Annotated in this window: 15 protein-coding genes; 10 read left to right on the top strand and 5 right to left on the bottom strand. The window is 72.3% G+C overall.

Going from position 1 to position 17363, the window contains the following annotated elements; genetic code table 11:
- Positions 1-6: 6 nt before the first annotated feature.
- The 3 genes from ACIO5E_RS25270 to hutI are packed head-to-tail and all read left to right on the top strand — an operon-like array spanning position 7 to position 3741.
- On the top strand, positions 7-1188 hold the full coding sequence (locus ACIO5E_RS25270; RefSeq protein WP_400672310.1) for an allantoate amidohydrolase: 1182 nt from the start codon (positions 7-9) through the stop codon (positions 1186-1188).
- Positions 1179-2540 carry a formimidoylglutamate deiminase gene (locus ACIO5E_RS25265; protein WP_400671792.1) on the top strand — a complete coding sequence of 454 codons (1362 nt, stop codon included), beginning with the start codon at positions 1179-1181 and terminating at the stop codon, positions 2538-2540. The genes ACIO5E_RS25270 and ACIO5E_RS25265 overlap by 10 nt, the downstream gene beginning before the upstream one ends.
- Positions 2541-2574: 34 nt before the next feature.
- Entirely contained in the window at positions 2575-3741 is a 1167-nt protein-coding gene (hutI, locus tag ACIO5E_RS25260) for an imidazolonepropionase (protein WP_400671790.1), read from the top strand.
- A gap of 46 nt (positions 3742-3787) precedes the next feature.
- Here the strand turns inward: hutI and ACIO5E_RS25255 are convergent, their stop codons facing one another.
- Both ACIO5E_RS25255 and ACIO5E_RS25250 read right to left on the bottom strand, forming a co-directional pair.
- Positions 3788-5815, bottom strand: coding sequence for a prolyl oligopeptidase family serine peptidase (locus tag ACIO5E_RS25255; RefSeq protein ID WP_400671787.1), 2028 nt, complete (start codon positions 5813-5815; stop codon positions 3788-3790).
- 107 nt (positions 5816-5922) lie between these two features.
- On the bottom strand, positions 5923-7431 hold the full coding sequence (locus ACIO5E_RS25250; protein WP_400671784.1) for a peptide MFS transporter: 1509 nt from the start codon (positions 7429-7431) through the stop codon (positions 5923-5925).
- Between the two features lie 329 nt (positions 7432-7760).
- Between ACIO5E_RS25250 and ACIO5E_RS25245 the strand changes: the two genes are divergently transcribed.
- Together ACIO5E_RS25245 and ACIO5E_RS25240 are read left to right on the top strand one after the other, a co-directional pair.
- Positions 7761-8435 carry a response regulator transcription factor gene (locus tag ACIO5E_RS25245; RefSeq protein WP_400671781.1) on the top strand — a complete coding sequence of 225 codons (675 nt, stop codon included), beginning with the start codon at positions 7761-7763 and terminating at the stop codon, positions 8433-8435.
- Between the two features lie 63 nt (positions 8436-8498).
- Positions 8499-9743, top strand: a complete 1245-nt coding sequence (locus tag ACIO5E_RS25240; RefSeq protein ID WP_280675748.1) for an ATP-binding protein — start codon at positions 8499-8501, stop codon at positions 9741-9743.
- Between the two features lie 84 nt (positions 9744-9827).
- Here the strand turns inward: ACIO5E_RS25240 and ACIO5E_RS25235 are convergent, their stop codons facing one another.
- Positions 9828-10529, bottom strand: a complete 702-nt coding sequence (locus tag ACIO5E_RS25235; RefSeq protein WP_400671778.1) for an ester cyclase — start codon at positions 10527-10529, stop codon at positions 9828-9830.
- Positions 10530-10662: 133 nt separating this feature from the next.
- Complete coding sequence (locus ACIO5E_RS25230) at positions 10663-11211, bottom strand: GtrA family protein (protein WP_400671775.1); 549 nt, start codon at positions 11209-11211, stop codon at positions 10663-10665.
- Positions 11212-11457: 246 nt separating this feature from the next.
- Between ACIO5E_RS25230 and ACIO5E_RS25225 the strand changes: the two genes are divergently transcribed.
- From ACIO5E_RS25225 to ACIO5E_RS25210, 4 genes are all read left to right on the top strand, one after another.
- Positions 11458-12597 carry a 5-(carboxyamino)imidazole ribonucleotide synthase gene (locus tag ACIO5E_RS25225; RefSeq protein ID WP_348534068.1) on the top strand — a complete coding sequence of 380 codons (1140 nt, stop codon included), beginning with the start codon at positions 11458-11460 and terminating at the stop codon, positions 12595-12597.
- Entirely contained in the window at positions 12594-13118 is a 525-nt protein-coding gene (gene purE, locus ACIO5E_RS25220; RefSeq protein WP_280674865.1) for a 5-(carboxyamino)imidazole ribonucleotide mutase, read from the top strand. Before ACIO5E_RS25225 ends, purE begins: the two co-directional genes overlap by 4 nt.
- A gap of 61 nt (positions 13119-13179) precedes the next feature.
- Complete coding sequence (locus ACIO5E_RS25215; protein WP_400671772.1) at positions 13180-14394, top strand: dipeptidase; 1215 nt, start codon at positions 13180-13182, stop codon at positions 14392-14394.
- A 179-nt stretch (positions 14395-14573) separates the two neighbouring features.
- Complete coding sequence (locus tag ACIO5E_RS25210) at positions 14574-14999, top strand: CoA-binding protein (RefSeq protein ID WP_400671770.1); 426 nt, start codon at positions 14574-14576, stop codon at positions 14997-14999.
- 44 nt (positions 15000-15043) lie between these two features.
- Here the strand turns inward: ACIO5E_RS25210 and ACIO5E_RS25205 are convergent, their stop codons facing one another.
- Positions 15044-16381, bottom strand: a complete 1338-nt coding sequence (locus ACIO5E_RS25205; RefSeq protein ID WP_400671768.1) for a UDP-glucose dehydrogenase family protein — start codon at positions 16379-16381, stop codon at positions 15044-15046.
- A 182-nt stretch (positions 16382-16563) separates the two neighbouring features.
- Here ACIO5E_RS25205 and ACIO5E_RS25200 point away from each other — a divergent pair.
- Positions 16564-17363: acyl-CoA dehydrogenase family protein (locus tag ACIO5E_RS25200; protein WP_400671766.1), on the top strand; the 800-nt coding region annotated here is incomplete at its 3' end.

Here is a 17363-nt window from a genome sequence, read left to right as displayed (position 1 = left end):
GAAGAGATGTGGGCGGAGCTGCTCCCGGTGGGCCGCTCCGCCTCCTCCGGCGGCTACCGCCGGTTCGCCTGGAACTCCGCCGACGCCGAGTGTCGGGCCTGGTTCGAGCAGCAGGCCCGCAGCCGCGGCCTGGCGTACGAGCTGGACCGCAACGGCAACCAGTGGGCCTGGCTGGGCGACCCGAACGCGGGCGGGGCGGTCGTCACCGGCTCGCACCTGGACTCCGTCCCGGACGGCGGCGCCTTCGACGGCCCGCTCGGCGTGGTCTCCTCCTTCGCGGCGCTGGACGAACTTCGCGGGAGGGGAACGGAGTTCACCCGCCCGCTGGCGATCGTCAACTTCGGCGACGAGGAGGGCGCCCGGTTCGGTGTGGCCTGCATCGGCTCCCGCCTCTCCGCCGGCGTGCTCTCCCGCGAGCAGGCCTACGAGCTGCGCGACGCCGACGGCCTCCGGCTGCCCGACGCGATGGAGCGGGCGGGGTACGACCCGACCGCGATCGGCGCCGACGACGACCGGCTGGCCCGGATCGGCGCCTTCGTCGAACTCCACGTCGAGCAGGGCCGCCACCTCGCCGAGGACCGGCCGGTCGGCGTGGCCGGCGCGATCTGGCCGCACGGCCGCTGGCGCTTCGACTTCCACGGCGAGGCCAACCACGCCGGCACCACCCGGATCGAGGACCGCCGCGACCCGATGCTGACCTACGCCAACACCGTGCTCGCCGCCCGGAAGAAGGCGCGGCAGGCGGGCGCGCTGGCCACCTTCGGCAAGGTCGCGGTCGAGCCCAACGGCACCAACGCGATCGCCTCGCTGGTGCGCGGCTGGCTGGACTCCCGGGCCGCCGACGAGCGCACCCTGGGCGCACTGGTCGCCGAGATCGAGCAGGCCGCCGCCGAGCGCGGCGAGCGCGACGGCGTCCGGGTCGAGCTGACCCGCGAGTCCTACACCCCGGTGGTGGACTTCGACGGCCCGCTGCGCGACCGGCTCGCCAAGCTGCTGGACGCCCCGGTGCTGCCCACCGGCGCCGGACACGACGCCGGAATCCTGGCGTCCGCCGTCCCGACCGCCATGCTGTTCGTGCGCAACCCCAGCGGGGTCTCGCACTCCCCGGCCGAGCACGCCGAGGAGGCCGACTGCCTGGCCGGGGTCACCGCCCTCGCCGACGTACTGGAGGACCTGGCGTGTCAGTGACCGACCCGGTGACGTACTGGGCGCAGTACGCCTGGCTGCCGCACCCCAACGGGCCGGCGGTCGAGCGGAACGTGCTGATCACCGCCGGCCCCGGCGGTCGGATCACCGCGGTGGCCCCGGACAGCGGGCCCTGCCCGCCCGGCGCCGTCCGCCTCGACGGGCTGCTGCTGCCCGGTCAGGCGAACGCCCACTCGCACGCCTTCCACCGGGCGCTGCGCGGCCACGTCCAGGTCGGCTCCGGCACCTTCTGGACCTGGCGCGACACCATGTACCGGTTCGCCGGGGAGCTCGACCCGGACGGCTACCTGGCGCTCGCCACCGCCGTCTACGCCGAGATGGCGCTGGCCGGGATCACCGCCGTCGGCGAGTTCCACTACCTGCACCACGCCCCCGGCGGCGCCCGCTACGACGACCCCAACGCGATGGGCGAGGCGCTGATCGAGGCCGCCGCCCGGGCCGGCATCCGGATCACCCTGCTCGACACCTGCTACCTCTCCGCCGGTTTCGGCGCCGAGCCGACGAAGCCACAGCTGCGGTTCAGCGACGGCGACGCCGACGCCTGGGCCGAGCGGGCGGACGCGCTCAAGCCCCGCGAGCACGCCCGGATCGGCGCCGCCATCCACTCGGTGCGGGCCGTCCCGGCCGAACAGCTGGGCACCGTCGCGCAGTGGGCGGCGCTGCGCGAGGCGCCGCTGCACGTCCACCTGTCCGAGCAGACCGCCGAGAACGACGCCTGCCTCGCCGCGCACGGCGTCACCCCGACCCGGCTGCTCGCCGATCACGGCGCGCTCGGCCCGCGCACCTCGGCCGTGCACGCCACCCACCTCACCGACGAGGACATCAGGCTCCTCACCGACACCTCCACCACCATCTGCATGTGCCCCACCACCGAGCGGGACCTCGCGGACGGCATCGGCCCGGCCCGCCGGCTCGCCACGGCGGGCTGCCCGGTCACCCTGGGCAGCGACAGCCACGCCGTCATCGACCCGTTCGAGGAGGCCCGCGCCCTGGAGCTGGACGAGCGGCTGCGCACCCGCACCCGCGGGCACTGGACGGCGAACGGGCTGCTGCGGGCCGGTACCGAGGACGGGCACGCCTCGCTCGGCTGGTCCGAGGCCGGGCGGATCGAGGCCGGCGCGCTCGCCGACTTCACCGTGATCGCCCTGGACTCGGTGCGCACCGCGGGCCCGCCGCCCCGCCTCGGCGCCGAGATCGCCGTCTTCGCGGCCTCGGCGGCGGACGTGCGGCACGTGGTGGTCGGCGGCCGGCAGATCGTCCGGGACGGCGTGCACCAGCTCGTCGCGGACGTGCCGGGCGCGCTGCGGGCCTCCATCGGCGCGCTGGGCTGCTGACCTGATTCCCCGACCCCCTTCGGAAGGCGTTGTCTTGAGCACCTTGATCACGGGCATCGGCAGCCTGGTCACCAACGACCCCGGGCTCGGCGCCGGGCCGCTCGGCCTGCTGACCGACGCGGCCGTGGTGCTGGACGGCGCCACCGTCGCCTGGGTCGGCCCGGCGGACCGGGCGCCGGCCGCCGACGAGCGGTTCGACGCGGACGGCCGGGCGCTGCTGCCCGGCTTCGTCGACTCGCACGCCCACCTGGTGTTCGCGGGCGACCGCACCGCCGAGTTCAACGCCCGGATGTCCGGGCAGTCCTACACGGCGGGCGGCATCCGGACGACGGTGGCGGCCACCCGGGCCGCGAGCGACGCCGAACTCGACGCCAACCTGGCCCGGTTCGTCCGGGAGGCGCTGCGGCAGGGCACCACGACGATCGAGTGCAAGTCCGGCTACGGGCTGACCGTCGCCGACGAGGCCCGGGCGCTGCGGATCGCCGCGCAGCACACCCCGGAGACCACCTACCTGGGCGCGCACGTGGTCGCGCCCGAGTACGCCGACGACCCGGCCGGGTACGTCGACCTGGTCACCGGGGAGATGCTGGAGGCCTGTGCCCCGCACGCCCGCTGGGTGGACGTCTTCTGCGAGCGGGGCGCCTTCGACGGCGACCAGGCGCGGGCGGTCCTGACCGCCGGGATCGACCGCGGCCTCACCCCCCGGGTGCACGCCAACCAGCTCTCGTACGGGCCGGGCGTGCAGCTCGCCGTCGAACTCGGCGCCGCCTCGGCGGACCACTGCACCCACCTCACCGACGAGGACGTGGCGGCGCTGGCCGGCTCGGGGACGGTCGCGACGCTGCTGCCGGGGGCGGAGTTCTCCACCCGCGCCGAGTACCCGAGCGGGCGCCGCCTGCTGGACGCGGGCGCGGTGGTGGCGCTGTCCACCGACTGCAACCCGGGCTCCAGCTTCACCAGTTCGATGGCGTTCTGCATCGCGGTCGCGGTCCGGGAGATGGGCATGACGCCGGACGAGGCGGTCTGGGCGGCGACGGCGGGCGGCGCGCACGCGCTGCGGCGCAGCGACGTCGGGACGATCGCGGTCGGCTCGCGCGCGGACCTGCTGCTGCTGGACGCGCCCTCGCACGTCCACCTGGCCTACCGGCCGGGCGTGCCGCTGACGGCGGCGGTGTGGCGGGCGGGGATCCGCGAGGTCTGAGGGTCGGGAGGCCCGCCCCGGTCGTGCGACCGGGGCGGGCCTTCGGTCATTTCAGGCCCAACGACCTCCGCAGGAAGTCCAGTTCGTGCCACAGGAGGTTCTCCACCACCGCCTCGTCGGTCGGCCGATGGCCGGTGGCCCGGAGCGGCAGCACCTCGTGGGGGCGGCCGGCCGCGAGGAGGGCGTGGGAGAGCCGCAGGGTGTGGGCGGGGTGGACGTTGTCGTCGGCGAGGCCCTGGATCAGCAGCAGCGGGCGGCTCAGCTTCGGTGCCTCGGCGATGAGCGAGCCGTCGTCGTAGTGCGCGGGGTGCTCGTCGGGGTGGCCGAGGAAGCGCTCCTGCCAGTGGGTGTCGTAGAACCGCCAGTCGACGGGGGCGGCCCCGGCCGAGGCGGCGTGGAAGACGTCCGGCCGGCGCAGTACGGCGAGGGCGGCGAGGTAGCCCCCGTAGGACCAGCCGCGGATGCCGACCCGGTCGAGGTCGAACAGCCCGGGCCGCAGCCGGGCGGTCTCGTGCAGGCCCTCGACCTGGTCCGCCAGCGGGGGCCCGGCCTTGTCGCCGTGGATCGTCTTGTCCCAGCGCGGCCCGCGCCCGGGGGTGCCACGGCCGTCCACGACGAGCACCGCGAAGCCCTGGTCGGCGAACCACTGCGAGACGTGGTCCCACCACAGGCCGCCGGTGGTGGCCTTCTGCGTCGCGGGCCCGCCGTACGGGTCGAGCAGGACGGGCAGCGGGCCGTCGCCGGGGCGGTGGCCGTCCGGCAGGAAGAGCGCGGCGCTCAGCTCACGCGGGCCCAGCCGGAGCAGTTCGGGCCGCGCGGCGAGGACGGGCGGCTCGGCGTACGAGACGAGCGGGAGCGCCGGGCGGCCGTCCCGCAGGACGGCGCTGCGGCCGGCGGGGTGGCCCTGGGCCCGGGTGGTGAGCACCAGCGTGCCGCCGCACCGGGTGCCGGTGTGCAGGCCGGGGCCGCTGCTCAGCCTCCGCAGGCCGCCGTCCGGTCCGTACTGCCACAGGTGGGTCTCGGTCGGCTCCTCCGAGGCGGTGAACAGCACCTGCTCACCCTCCGTGCCGAGCAGCTCCCGCAGCTGCAGCCCGGCCGGGGTGACGGGCTCGCCGTCGACGGTCAGGTGCCGGGTGTCGCCGAGATCGGTGGTGTCGACCAGCGCGCCCTCCTCGGTGCGCACCGGCAGACCGGGGAGCAACTCGACCCAGTGCGCGTCCTGCCGTTCGGCGAGCACCCGGGTGGCGCCGTCCGGGCCGATCGCCAGGGTGCGGACGGTGCGCTGGTCGCGGCTCTGCACGGCGGCGTACGGGCCGTGGCGGTCCCAGCCGGCGGCGGTGAGGTACTCGAAGGCGGCGCGGTCCCAGCGGACCTCGGTACGGCCGCCGTCGAGGCCGACCAGGTGGAGCGAGACGTCCGCGTTGGCGGTGCCCGCCAGCGGGTAGCGGATCGCGCGCGGCGGGCGCTGCGGGTCGGTGGGGTCGGCCAGGAAGAGCCGGGTGACCGGGCGGTGGTCGACCCGGGCGACGAGCAGCGCGGTGCCGTCGGGGGACCACCAGTGGCCGCGGTCGCGGTACATCTCCTCGGCGGCGACGTACTCGGCGAGCCCGTACGCGACGTCCTCGGCCTCGGGCTCGGCGAGCGCCCGGTCGTCCGTCCCGTCGACGCCGACCACCCGCAGGGCACCGCCGCTGACGTAGGCGATCCGGCGGCCGGTCGGGTCGGGGCGCGGGTCCTCCGGCGCATCGGGGACGGGGACGGAACGGACGGTGCCCTCGGCGGTGTCGGCGAGCCACAGCGCGCCGTCCAGCGCGAAGGCGGCGAGTCGGCCGCCGGCGTCGGTGCCGTACCCGGTGATGCCGGCGGTGGCGCCGAGGGCGATCGGGTCGGCGATCAGCCGTTCCTCGCCGGTCGCGGTGTCGAGCGTCCAGAGGCAGGCCAGCGGGGCGGCGCCGCCCCGGCTGCGCAGGAACAGCACGGTGGCGCCGTCGGCGGTGACGGTAGGTCGGGCGGGGGCGCCGAGGGTGAACCGCCGGGTGCGGGCGAGCCGGCGCGGTAAGGAGTCGGTCGTCATGCCGGGCACCATAGGCACAGCCGGATCGGCCCGGTCCAGCGAAAAACGTCCGGGGCCGCCGTGGATCTCGGGAATCCACGGCGGCCCCGGGCCGGATCAGGCGAGCGTCAGTGGACGTCGCCCATGAGGGTGACGACCCGCTTGCGGTACATGGCCAGCGCGATGCCGGCGACGATCGCCATGGCGCCCTGGACCGCGAAGTACCAGGTGCTGCCGACCACCTTGTCGCCCAGCACCAGCTGGAAGATGGCGGCGACGCAGTCGCCCGCGGTGACGGCGAGGAACCAGACGCCCATCATCTGGCTGGCGTACTTGGTGGGCGCCAGCTTGGTGGTGACGGACAGGCCGACCGGGGAGAGGGTGAGCTCGCCCACGGTCTGGATCAGGTAGACCATGGCCAGCCACAGCGGGGTGACCTTGGCGTCGCCCGAGGCGGCGGCCATCGCCAGCATCATGACCAGGAAGGAGGCGCCGATCATCAGCAGACCGAAGGCGAACTTCACGGTGGTGCTGGGGTTCTTCGCCCGGCGGGCCAGCGAGACCCAGAGCCAGGCGAAGACCGGGGCCAGCGCCATGATGTACAGCGGGTTGAGCGACTGGAACCAGCTGGACGGGAAGTCGATCCCGAACAGTGCCGAGGCGGTGTGGTCCTGGGCGAAGATGTTCAGCGTCGAGCCGGACTGGTCGTAGATCATCCAGAACACGGCGGCGGCGACGAAGAACCAGATGTAGCCGCTCATCTTGGACTGCTCGTTGGCGTCCAGGTCCTTGTCGCGCTTCACCTTGGCGAACACGAAGACCGGGATGGCCAGGCCGGCGATGGACAGCGGCCAGATCGCCCAGTTGATCGTGAAGTGGCCGGTGGCCCCGACGATCGCGTAGAAGACGGCCGCCGCGGCCAGCCAGAGGCCGGCCTTGGTGAAGATCTTCCGCTTCTCGTCGGCGCTGATCGGCGAGGTGACGACGTTGCTCTTCGGGCTCAGGTGGCGGGTGCCCAGCAGGAACTGGAACAGGCCGAGGGCCATGCCGATGCCGGCCAGCGCGAAGCCGAGGTGCCAGTTGACGTTCTGGCCGACGGTGCCGACGACCAGCGGAGCTATGAAGGCGCCGAGGTTGATCCCCATGTAGAAGATCGTGAAGCCGCCGTCACGGCGCGGGTCGTTCGGGCCGTCGTAGAGGTGGCCGACCATCGTGGAGATGTTGGCCTTGAGCAGGCCCGAGCCGAGCGCGATGAAGACCAGGCCGGCGAAGAACGAGCCGCTGAACGGCACGGCCAGCAGGAAGTGGCCGATCATGATGATCGTGCCGCCGACCGCGACGGTCTTGCGGGCGCCGAGGAAACGGTCGGCGATCCAGCCGCCCGGAAGGGCCAGCAGGTAGACCATGGCCGTGTAGACGCTGTACACGGCGGCGGCGGTCGCCGTCTTCATGCCGAGGCCGCCGTCCGTGAGGGAGGCGGTCATGTACAGCACCAGCAGGGCGCGCATGCCGTAGTAGCTGAAGCGCTCCCACATCTCGCTCATGAAGAGAGTGGCGAGACCTCGGGGGTGGCCGAGGAAGGTCTTGCCGCCGGGAGAGGCCGACGTGAGGCCGGCTTCCAGGGTCGTAGACGCCATGAGTAGTGGTTCCTTGCCTGACAGCGTCCGCCTAGGGGGGTGGCGGCGGACGTGGACGGAACCACTCTACGTGGCGATATTTAGCGTTATCGGATGACAAAAGCCATGAATCAGGTATGGGAATGGCAAAGTCCGCGACAGATCTTCCCGGTCTATCCATGGTAGACGGGCAAATTCCCCTTCGGTTTCAAGTCTGAGGGCGAGATTCTTCGCCGAACAAGCGGTCGACAACGGCGTGTTGAGCGCTCCAGGGCCCCAAGGTAACGATCACGCTCTGTGAACTACCTCACAAGGCAGTCGGGCATACCCCGGCGGACTACCATCACCACATGACCTGTGTGCTGCTCGCCGAGGACGATCCGGCGATCTCCGAACCGCTCGCCCGAGCCCTGCGACGTGAGGGCTACGAGGTGCTCGTCCGCGAGGACGGTCCGACCGCACTGACCACCGGCCTGACCGAGGAGGTCGACCTCGTCGTCCTCGACCTCGGCCTGCCCGAGATGGACGGCCTGGAGGTCTGCCGCCGCCTGCGCGCCGACGGCAAGAGCTGCCCCGTCCTGGTGCTCACCGCCCGCGCGGACGAGGTGGACACCGTGGTGGGCCTCGACGCCGGTGCCGACGACTACGTCACCAAGCCCTTCCGCCTGGCCGAACTGCTCGCCCGCGTCCGGGCCCTGCTCCGGCGCGGCAACGTCGACCAGCTCACCACCGGCGCGCACGGGGTGAAGATCGACATCGAGTCCCACCGCGCCTGGCTCGGCGAGGAGGAGCTCACCCTCTCCGCCAAGGAGTTCGAGCTGCTGCGCGTCCTCGTCCGGGACGCCGGCCGGGTGGTCACCCGCGAGGAGATCATGCGGCAGGTCTGGGACACCACCTGGTGGACCTCCACCAAGACGCTGGACATGCACATCTCCTGGCTCCGCAAGAAGCTCGGCGACGACGCGGCGAACCCGCGCTACATCGCCACCGTGCGCGGCGTGGGGTTCCGGTTCGAGAAGAATTAGCCCCGTACGGAGATCGCGGCCGGGCGTCGGTCGATGAAGCGGAACACCTCGGGGAGCGGCAGCGTGAAACGCCGGATGATCAACTCGCTGCTGGGCGTCGTCCTGGTGGTGGTCGTGGTGTTCTGCGTGCCGCTCGCCCTGGTCGAGAAACGCACCATCGTCAACTCGGCCCAGGACCGGGTGGACGCGGCGGCCGTCCGGGTGCTCGCCCTGGTCGAGAACCGGCTCGCCGCGGGCGAGGGGGTCACCGGCCGGGCCTTCGACAACCAGGTCACCGAAGGCAGCTACGTCGAGGTGCAGATCCCCGGCCAGAACGTCGTCTCCAGCGGCGAACGCCCGGCTGGGGACCACCTGCTGAAGGCCGTCGAACGCGGCAACAGCGGCGAGGTCGTCACCGTCGAGCAGTCCCGCGCGGACGTCGACCACGAGATCGCCAACATGCTGCTGCTGCTCGGAGTGGTCGCCCTGCTGGCCGTCCAGGCCGCCGTGGCGCTCGCCGTCTGGCAGGCCAAACGGCTCGCCCGGCCGCTCACCGACCTGGCCGAGACCGCCGAGCGGCTCGGATCCGGCGACCCGCGCCCCCGCGACCGCCGCTACGGGGTGCCCGAACTCGACCGGGTCGCCGAAGTGCTGGACACCAGCGCCGAGCGGATCGCCCGGATGCTCACCGCCGAACGCCGGCTCGCCGCCGACGCCTCGCACCAGCTGCGCACCCCGCTCACCGCGCTCTCCATGCGGCTGGAGGAGATCACCGCCCTCGCCGAGGAGCCGGAGACCGTCAAGGAGGAGGCGACCATCGCCCTCCAGCAGGTCGAGCGGCTCACCGACGTCGTCCAGCGGCTGCTCACCACCCAGCGCGACCCGCGCAGCCCCACCGCGGTGGCCTTCGACCTGGACGAGGTGATCAAGCAGCAGGTGGAGGAGTGGGGCCCGTCACTGCGCGAGACCGGCCGGGTGCTGTCCCTGGAGGGCCTGCACGGGATCACCGCCGTCGGCACCCCGGGCACCGTCGCCCAGGTGCTGGCCACCCTGATCGAGAACTCGCTGATGCACGGCGCCGGGACGATCACCCTGCGGGTGCGCCCCTCCGGCACCTCGGTGGTGGTCGAGGTGCAGGACCAGGGCGCCGGCGTGCCGCCGGACCTCGGGAACCGGGTGTTCGAGCGCGCGGTCAGTGGCCGCAACTCCACCGGCATCGGCCTGGCCGTCGCCCGGGACCTCGCGGAGGCGGACGGCGGCCGGCTCGAACTGCTCTCGCTGAAGCCGGCGGTGTTCGCGCTCTTCCTCGGCCGCAGCCACGAGGACTGAGGCCGCTCGGGCGCCGGTGGCTGAGGTGCCGGTGGCTGAGGTGCCGGCCGGCTCGGACGCCGTCCGATTCGGGCACCGGTCGGCTCATGCGCCGCTCGGCAGCCGCATCCCGAGCCGGCGCATCAGGCCCGGGACGTCCCACTGCCACCAGCCCTCGGTGATCTTCCCGTCCTTGAAGCGGAAGGTGGTCGTGCCGCGGCCCACGGCCGACCTGCCGGTGGGCGGCATGCCCCGGAAGTCGGCCTTCTGCGTGGCGTGACAGGTCCACCGGACGGCGACCTCGTCGCCCTCGGCGATCTGGCTCTCGATCACGAAGTCGAAGTCGAAGGCGTCGAGGTAGCCGGCGCAGCGCTCGCGGAACGCCGGGATGCCGACCGCGTCGCCCGCGCTGCCGTAGTCGTGGTCGCGGTAGTCGGTGGCCATGCACGCGTCGATCACGTTGAGGTCGCCCTTGGCGATCCCTTCGAGCACCCGGGTCGCGGTGGCTTTGTCGAACGTGGCGTCGTGGATCACGTCGAGGTCGGTGAAGGTCGGCGGTGCGTCGCACAGCGCCACCATCTCGCGGAAGATCCGGTCCGTCTCGGGCAGGCCGGAGTTCCTCATCGCCTCCTCGTACGAGGCGAACTCGACGATCTCCACCACGTGCGTGGTGTCGGCGCGGTCGGTGGCGACCATCGCGTGGCCCGCCGTCCGCCGGCCCCGGGTCTGCTCGGCCCAGGTGTCCATGAGCCGGTTGAGGTCGTCGAGCCTGTCGGTCTTGCAGTCGATGATCTGGACGAACGCCATGGCGAGCCTCCTGGACCCCCCTCGGCCTCGATCGTCCGCCGGCCGTGCCCGTCCTCGGTCACCACTGTCCTCCGGTGGAGGCGGGCCGGGCAAGGGGAGGGGCTTCCGGTCGGCTGCTCGATCCCGGGCCCGGCTACTCGGCCTTGGCGTAGCGGATCTGCTCGGCGGCCAGCATCAGCTCGGCCTGCGCCGCCAGTTCCTGGCCGGTGGCGGCCGGCACCGGCTCCGCGGCCGGCTCGGGCAGCGCCTTGAACACCCAGGTCCGGTACGAGACGAAGCGGAACACGGTGGCCACCGCGAGGCCGATCACCTTGGCGCCCAGCTGCTCGTAGTGCGAGTCCATGCCCAGCACGTACCTGAAGAAGCCGAGCACGCCGGTCTCGATCAGCATGCCGATGCCGCTGAACACCAGGAACAGCGTGATCTCCCGCTTGCGGGAGGCGGCGTCGCGGTCCCGGTACAGCCAGTAGCGGTAGCCGAGGTAGTTGGTGGCGATCGCGATCACCGTCGCCACGATGTTGGAGCGCAGCGAGGCCAGGCCCAGGCTGTTGATGCAGACCCAGAACACGGCGAAGTTGACCACCACGCCGCTCAGGCCGACGATGCCGAACTTCACGACTTCGCCCTTGAGCCCGCGCATTCTCTGCACGAGCGAAGGGCTCGAAGCTGCGGTCGTCGCCATACCGGGCTGCCTCCATGTACCTGCGGGACGAAGAGCGGATCGCGTGGACGCGTCCACCCCTTGAGCCCTGCGTGCACGCACATGATCGGACTGCGTATCCCAGGACCTAGCCGTCCAGGCTACCCGCTTCCACCGAACGGCTCAGCCCCCCGGCTCCCGGGTCGACCGGGACGCCCAGCCCGCTCCGGCGGTTCCACCGCCCCCGACCGGCCCGGATATCCTGGCGGGGTGACTTCCCCGGGCAATGTGAATTTTCCAGTGGTGGGCATGATCGGCGGTGGGCAACTGGCCCGCATGGCACACCAGGCGGGCATCCCGCTCGGGGTCAGGTTCAAACTCCTCGCCGACACGCCCCAGGACTCCGCCGCGCAGGTGGTCTCCGACGTCGTCCTCGGTGACTACCGCGACCTCGACACGCTGCGCCGCTTCGCGGCCGGCTGCGACGTGATCACCTTCGACCACGAGCACGTCCCCACCGAGCACCTGCGGGCCCTGGAGGCCGACGGCATCGCCGTCCGGCCCGGCCCGGACGCGCTGGTCAACGCCCAGGACAAGGGCGTGATGCGGGCCAGGCTCGACGCCATCGGCGTGCCCTGCCCCCGGCACCGGATCGTCGCCGACCCGGCCGACGTCACCGCCTTCGCGAACGAGGGCTCCGGCTACCCGGTCGTGCTGAAGACCGTGCGCGGCGGCTACGACGGCAAGGGCGTCTGGGTCGTCGACGGGGAGGAGGACGCGCAGGCGCCGTTCCTGGCCGGCGTCCCGGTGCTCGCCGAGGAGAAGGTCGACTTCGTCCGCGAGCTCGCCGCCAACGTCGTCCGCTCGCCCAGCGGCCAGGCCGTCGCCTACCCGGTGGTGGAGAGCGTCCAGGAGAACGGCGTCTGCGCCGAGGTCACCGCCCCCGCGCCGGACCTCGACCCCGCCCTCTCCGACGAGGCCCAGCAGTTGGCCCTGCGCATCGCCGGCGACCTCGGCATCACCGGTCACCTCGCCGTCGAACTGTTCCAGACCAGGGACGGCCGGATCCTCGTCAACGAACTGGCCATGCGCCCGCACAACTCCGGGCACTGGACCCAGGACGGCGCCGTCACCTCGCAGTTCGAGAACCACCTGCGGGCCGTCCTCGACCTCCCGCTCGGCGACCCCCGGCCGCGCGCCAAGTGGACCGTGATGGTCAACGTCCTGGGCGGCGACTACCCGGACATGTACCACGCCTTCCTGCACTGCATGGCCCGCGACCCCGGCCTGCGGATCCACATGTACGGGAAGGACGTGAAGCCCGGCCGCAAGGTCGGCCACGTCAACGTCTTCGGGGACGACCTCGACGACGTCCGCGAGCGCGCCCGCCACGCGGCCGCCTACCTGCGAGGAACGATCACCGAATGACTGCACCTCTTGTCGGCATCGTCATGGGCTCGGACTCCGACTGGCCCGTCATGGAGGCCGCCGCCCAGGCCCTCGACGAGTTCGAGATCCCCTACGAGGTCGACGTCGTCTCGGCGCACCGGATGCCCCGCGAGATGGTCGCGTACGGCGAGAACGCCCACCGGCGCGGCCTGAAGGCCATCATCGCCGGCGCCGGCGGTGCCGCCCACCTGCCGGGCATGCTCGCCTCCGTCACCCCGCTGCCCGTCATCGGCGTGCCGGTGCCGCTGCGTTACCTGGACGGCATGGACAGCCTGCTGTCGATCGTCCAGATGCCGGCCGGCGTCCCGGTCGCGACCGTCTCGGTGGCCGGCGCGCGCAACGCCGGCCTGCTCGCGGTGCGGATGCTCGCCGCGTTCGACCCCGAACTGACCGAGCGGATGGCCGAGTTCCAGACCGAGCTGAACAACCAGGCCACCGAGAAGGGCAAGAAGCTCCGGGCCAAGGTGGCCGGCTCGACCTCCTTCGGCTTCGGCAAGTAGCCCGGCGGTCGGCTTCGGCCGATCGTTCGTATCGCCTGGCGGTTCGGGTAGAACAGCTCGTATGACTTCTGAGCTGGACTCCCTCGCCCCGCTGGAACGAGCCCGCGCCCTGCTGCGCACCGCCCCCGTGGTGGACGGCCACAACGACCTCCCGTGGGCCATGCGTGAGCAGGTCGGGTACGACCTCGGCGCGCTCGACCTCGCCGCCGACCAGAGCGACCGCCTGCACACCGACCTCGCCCGCCTCACGGAGGGCGGGGTCGGTGCGCAGTTCTGGTCCGTCTACGTGGCGACCCGGCTGGCCGGCGACCACGCGGTCAGCGCCACCCTGGAACAGATCGACTTCGTCCACGCCCTGGTCGAGCGCTACCCCGACCGGCTCCGGCTCGCCCGCACCGCCGACGACATGGAGGCCGCCCGCGCCGAGGGCCGGATCGCCTCCCTGATGGGCGCCGAGGGCGGTCACTCCATCGACTGCTCGCTCGCCACCCTGCGTGCCTTCCACGAGCTCGGCGTGCGCTACCTGACGCTGACCCACAACGACAACACCCCGTGGGCCGACTCCGCCACCGACAAGCCGGTGGCCGGCGGGCTGACCCGCTTCGGCGAGGAGGTCGTCCGGGAGATGAACCGGCTCGGCATGCTCGTCGACCTCTCGCACGTCTCCGCCGACACCATGCGCGACGCCCTGCGGGTCACCGAGGCGCCGGTCGTCTTCTCGCACTCCTCCGCCCGCGCCGTCTGCGACCACCCGCGCAACATCCCGGACGACGTGCTCGCCCAGCTGCCCGCCAACGGTGGTGTGGCGATGGCCACCTTCGTGCCCAAGTTCATCCTGCCCGCCGCCGTCGAGTGGACCCTGGCCGCCGACGAGAACATGCGCGCCCACGGCCTCCACCCGCTCGACACCACCCCGCCCGCGATGGAACGCCAGCGCGCCTTCGAGGCGGCCAACCCGCGCCCGACCGCCACCCCGGCCACCGTCGCCGACCACCTCGACCACATGCGCGAGGTCGCCGGCATCGACCACATCGGCATCGGCGGCGACTTCGACGGCACCGCCTTCCTGCCCGACGGCCTGGACTCGGTGGCCGGCTACCCCAACCTGATCGCCGAACTCCTGCGCCGCCACTGGTCCGAGGCCGACCTCGCCAAGCTCACCTGGCACAACGCCGTCCGCGTCCTGCGCGACGCCGAGTCGGTCGCCGCCGGGCTGCGGGCGAGCCGCCGCCCATCCATCGCCACCATCGCGCAGCTGGACGGCACCGAGGCCTGAGGCGCTCAGCCCAGCAGCGGGATCTCGATGGCCGGGCACGGGTCATCACCACGGTGCGCCCGGCCGTCCTGGTCCGCGCAGATCCCGGCCGTTCCCGGCAGATCCCGGGAACGGCCGGGAATGGCCGGGGGAGCGGTGGCGCTGGCCGTGGTGAGTTCTCGTCCACGAGGAGGCAGGACATGTACGGAGACCCGGAGACGGTCCGCAGGATCCTTACCGAGCCGGGTGACACCTGGGCCGTCGTGGGCCTCTCGTCCAACCGGCGGCGTGCGGCCTACGGCGTGGCCGAGGTGCTCCAGCGCTTCGGTAAGCGGATCGTGCCCGTGCACCCGAAGGCGGAGACGGTGCACGGCGAGAAGGGGTACGCGTCCCTCGCGGACATCCCCTTCGCCGTCGACGTCGTGGACGTCTTCGTCCGCTCCGACCTGGCCGGCGAGGTCGCCGACGAGGCCGCCGCCATCGGCGCCAAGGCCGTCTGGTTCCAACTCGGCGTGGTCGACGAGGCCGCCTACGAGCGCACCCGGGCCGCCGGCCTCGCCATGGTGATGGACAAGTGCCCCGCCATCGAGATCCCCCGACTAGGCCTCGCCGACCGCTTCAGCTAGCTCCCGGGCCGCCGTCGGGCCGTCGTGGAGGGTGGAACGGGGCGTCAGCTGGGGCGGCCGAGGGCGCGGTAGGTCCAGCCGGCGGAGCGCCAGGCTTCGGCGTCGAGGACGTTGCGGCCGTCGAGGAGGCGGCGTTCGGCGACCACGGCGCCGAGTTCGGCCGGGTCCAGCCGGCGGAACTCGGCCCACTCGGTGAGGTGCAGGACGACGTGGGCGCCCTCGGCGGCTTCCAGGGCGGAGCCGGCGTAGGTGAGGGAGGGGAACATCTTGCGGGCGTTGTCGACGGCCTTCGGGTCGTAGACGGTGACCTGGGCGCCCTGGAGCTGGATCTGGGCGGCGACGTTGAGGGCGGGGGAGTCGCGGATGTCGTCCGAGTTGGGCTTGAACGCGGCGCCGAGGACGGCGACCCGGCGGCCCAGGAAGCCGCCGCCGCACTGCTCGCGGGCCAGCTCGACCATCCGGGAACGGCGGCGCATGTTGATCGAGTCGACCTCGCGCAGGAAGGTCAGCGCCTGGTCGGCGCCGAGTTCGCCCGCCCGGGCCATGAACGCCCGGATGTCCTTGGGCAGGCAGCCGCCGCCGAAGCCCAGGCCCGAGTTGAGGAACTTGCCGCCGATCCGCTCGTCGTAGGCGAGTGCGGTGCTGAGCTGGGTGACGTCGGCACCGGCCGCCTCGCAGACCTCGGCCATCGCGTTGATGAAGGAGATCTTGGTGGCCAGGAAGGAGTTGGCGGCGGCCTTCACCAGCTCGGCGGTCGCGAAGTCGGTGACCATGAACGGCACCCCGGCGGAGATCGGCTCCGCGTACACCTCGCGCAGCAGCCGCTCGGCGCGCTCGCTGTGGGCGCCGACCACGATCCGGTCCGGGCGCAGGGTGTCCTGGACGGCGAAGCCCTCGCGCAGGAACTCCGGGTTCCAGGCGAGTTCGGCGCCCGCGCCGACCGGCGCCAGCGCGGCCAGTCGCTCGGCCAGCCGGCTCGCCGAGCCGACCGGCACGGTGGACTTGCCGACCACCAGGGCCGGGCGGGTCAGGTACGGCGCGAGGCCGTCGATCGCGGCGTCGACGTACGACATGTCGGCGGCGAACTCGCCCTTGCGCTGCGGCGTGTTGACGCACACGAAGTGCACGTCGCCGAACTCCGCGGCCTCCTGGACGGAGGTGGTGAAGCGCAGCCGGCCGGTCGAGCCCTCGTGCCCGGCGACGTGCTTGAGCAGCAGCTCGGACAGCCCCGGCTCGTACATCGGGACGCGCCCGGCGGTCAGCGTGGCGATCTTGTCGGGGTCGATGTCCAGACCCAGCACCTCGAAGCCGAACTCGGCCATCGCGGCCGCATGCGTGGCGCCGAGATAGCCGGTGCCGATCACGGAGATGCGGAGGGTCACGGGTTCCCCTTTTGTGCGGACTCGACCTGTACGGGTGCTCCTGATGCTATCCGCCCCGCCGTGATCGGCCGAGATCACCCGCACGCGGGGAACGCTGGGCAGCCGGAGGTCGGAGCCCTAGGATCCCTACTGAACGGTAGTTAACACCGGATTGACTTCGATCACTGGACGAGGCGGGCATCATGGCGGGCAGCGCAGGGGCGGCTGACTTCGATCTCTTCCGTATCTCCGAGGAGCACGAGATGCTCCGTGAGGCGGTGCGTTCGCTGGCCGAGGCGAAGATCGCTCCGTTCGCGGCGGAGGTGGATGAGCAGGGGCGGTTCCCGCAGGAGGCGTTGGACGCGTTGCAGGGCAATGACCTGCATGCGGTGCACGTGCCGGAGGAGTACGGCGGTGCGGGGGCGGATGCTTTGGCGACGGTGATCGTGATCGAGGAGGTGGCGCGGGTGTGTGCGTCGTCCTCGTTGATTCCGGCGGTGAACAAGCTGGGGTCGTTGCCGGTGCAGCTGTCGGGTTCGGAGGAGTTGAAGGCGCGGTATCTGGGGGCGCTGGCGCGGGGTGAGGGGATGTTCTCGTACTGCCTGTCGGAGCCGGAGGCGGGTTCGGACGCGGCGGGGATGCGGACGAGGGCGGTGCGGGACGGGGACTTCTGGGTGCTGAACGGGGTGAAGCGCTGGATCACCAATGCGGGGGTGTCGGAGTTCTACACGGTGATGGCGGTGACGGATCCGGAGTTGCGGTCGAAGGGCATCTCGGCGTTCGTGGTGGAGAAGGGCGACGAGGGGGTGTCGTTCGGTGCGCCGGAGAAGAAGTTGGGGATCAAGGGTTCGCCGACGCGTGAGGTGTACTTCGACGATGTGCGGATTCCGGCGGATCGGATGATCGGTGCGGAGGGGACGGGGTTCGCGACGGCGATGCGGACGTTGGACCACACGCGGGTGACGATCGCGGCGCAGGCGATCGGGATCGCGCAGGGGGCGTT

The organism is Kitasatospora sp. NPDC087314, from assembly GCF_044744365.1.
Lineage (GTDB): Bacteria > Actinomycetota > Actinomycetes > Streptomycetales > Streptomycetaceae > Kitasatospora.
This window is presented reverse-complemented; position numbering and strand designations above follow the sequence as displayed.